This window comes from Actinomyces oris (assembly GCF_001929375.1).
GTDB classification, from domain to species: Bacteria; Actinomycetota; Actinomycetes; order Actinomycetales; family Actinomycetaceae; genus Actinomyces; species Actinomyces oris_B.
The window spans coordinates 1-2476 of record NZ_MSGO01000066.1; the positions used below are offsets into that span (position 1 = coordinate 1).

Here is a 2476-nt window from a genome sequence, read left to right on the forward strand (position 1 = left end):
GTCTCCACCCCACTTCCTGCGCGCGACGCCCCCGAGTAGCCGCTATCGCTCATGCTCCGCCCTCTGGTCACCCGATCAGCGAGTGGCGTGAGATCGTGGCCTCTCGTCCCGGACCGACGCCGATCGCGGAGATGCGGCAGCGGGCCAGCTCCTCGATACGCAGCACGTAGTCCTGAGCCGTCTGAGGCAGGTCGGCGAAGCTGCGGACCCCGCTGATGTCCTCACTCCAGCCGGGCAGCTCCTCGTAGACGGGGACGGCGTGGTGGAAGCCGGACTGGGTCAGCGGCATCTCCTGAGTGACAGTGCCGTCAATGTCGTAGGCGACGCACACCGGGATGGTCTCGTGCCCGGTGAGGACGTCGAGCTTGGTCATCACCAGGTCGGTCAGCCCGTTGACGCGAGCCGCGTAGCGGGTGACGACGGCGTCGTGCCAGCCGCAGCGGCGCGGTCTGCCGGTGGTGACCCCGTACTCGCCGCCCTCGGTGCGAAGGCGCTCGCCCATGTCATCGAGCAGCTCGGTGGGGAAGGGCCCCTCCCCCACGCGGGTCGTGTAGGCCTTGACGACGCCGACGACCGAGTCGATCCGGGTGGGCCCGACACCGGTGCCGGTGCAGGCGCCGCCGGCAGTGGGGTTGGAGGAGGTGACGAAGGGGTAGGTGCCGTGGTCGATGTCGAGCATCGTGGCCTGGCCGGCCTCGAACAGGACGGTCTTGCCCTCGTCGAGAGCGTTGTTGAGCAGCAGCGAGCAGTCCACGACCATGGGCCGGACCTGGTCCGCGTAGGAGAGCAGCTCGTCGGCGACGGCGTCGGCGTCGATGGCTGCCCGGTTGAAGACCTTGAGGAAGAGGCTGTTCTTCTGGTCCAGGGCGGAGTGGACCTTCTGACGCAGGATCGACTCGTCGAAGAGGTCCTGGACGCGGATGCCCACGCGGTTCATCTTGTCCGCATACGTCGGTCCGATCCCCCGCCCGGTGGTACCCAGCTGCCTCGAGCCCAGGAAGCGTTCGGTAGTGCGGTCCAGAACCCGGTTGTAGGAGGGGATGATGTGGGCATTGGCGCTGATGAGGAGGCTGGAGACGTCCTTGCCGCGGGAGGTGATCTCAGCGATCTCGCTGAAAAGGACCTCCAGGTCGACAACGACGCCGTTGCCGATGACAGGCGTGACCCCGGGGGTGAGCACCCCGGCCGGAAGGAGGTGGAAGGCGAACTTCTCGCCGTCGATGACGACAGTGTGTCCGGCATTGTTGCCGCCGTTGAACTTCACGACGTAGTCGACGTCCTGACCGAGCTGGTCAGTCGCCTTGCCCTTTCCCTCGTCCCCCCACTGGGTCCCGACGACGACAACGGCTGGCATGGCTGCTCCCTGGCTTCAGTGACGGCATGCCGGTGGACACACCGTTCTCTAGCCTACCGGAGCCGAGCAACGAGGCACCGCCATTGTCCCCTAACCAACTGGGCGAAGAGACGATACGGTGGGGCACATGCCTCATGTCACCGTCCGCCGTACCTCCACGCCTCGTTCTGTGCTGGTGGCCCTCCTCGTCCTGACCGTATCCGCCGTCCTGGCCCTGGCCGGCACCCCGGGGTACGCCCTGCCCACGGCTGATGACGACATGAGCTTCAGCATTTCCAGTGACATCATCGTCAAGGACGAGGACACGTTCTCCGTGAAGCTCACGATGTCTGAGAGTGCATCCGTTCCGGTGCTCAGTAAGAGCACGTGCGATAAGGGCTCTCCCGATTCAAGCGGCTCGAGCGTCAAGGACCTCAAGGTGAAGTTCGAGTCTAAAGACGGTACCCGCACGTGCACGATGGAGGGGACCGGCGCTATCGTCGCATCCTCGAAGAACGTCAAGCACGAGGGCGACGAGTTCATCGTTCAGACGTTGAACTTCGACGACATCCCTTCCAATGTCTCCGCCGACGTCACCCAATCGGTCACCTTCCCGGGTAAGGTCACCGAGGCCGACGGCGGCACGGTCGAGGGAACCAAGGTCTCCTTCAACGACAACGACCAGCATGAGGTCAGGGGGAAGGACAAGGCCTCTAAGAGCGCTGCGGGCGCGAAAGACAGTGGTTCCTCTCCCGTGCGGGTCTGGAGGCTTGTCGGAACGCTTTCCGTAGCCGTCATGGGCGGTGTTGTGGCCGCTCTCGTCATGAGCCAGAGGAAGAAGAACCAGCCCCAGCTCGCTCCCTACGCGGCTCCCGCCCAGGTCTACGACCCCAACCAGGCACTCTTCGGCCAGCAGGGTCAGCCGATGCGGCAGCCCTACCAACCGGGCTACACCGACCCCACCACCCAGCCCTACCAGCAGGGGCAGCCCTACCAGCCCGGCTACACCGACCCCACCACCCAGCCCTACCAGCAGGGGCAGCCCTACCAGCCCGGCTACACCGACCCCACCACCCAGCCCTACCAGCAGGGGCAGCCCTACCAGCCCGGCTACACCGACCCCACCACCCAGCCCTACCAGCA

2 protein-coding genes are annotated in these 2476 nt (G+C 65.7%); one reads left to right on the plus strand and one right to left on the minus strand.

Going from position 1 to position 2476, the window contains the following annotated elements:
- Positions 1-67: 67 nt before the first annotated feature.
- Positions 68-1354 carry an adenylosuccinate synthase gene (locus BKH32_RS12285; RefSeq protein WP_075250289.1) on the minus strand — a complete coding sequence of 429 codons (1287 nt, stop codon included), beginning with the start codon at positions 1352-1354 and terminating at the stop codon, positions 68-70.
- 127 nt (positions 1355-1481) lie between these two features.
- Here BKH32_RS12285 and BKH32_RS12290 point away from each other — a divergent pair.
- On the plus strand, positions 1482-2476 hold a 995-nt coding region (locus tag BKH32_RS12290; protein WP_075250290.1), incomplete at its 3' end, for an LppM family (lipo)protein.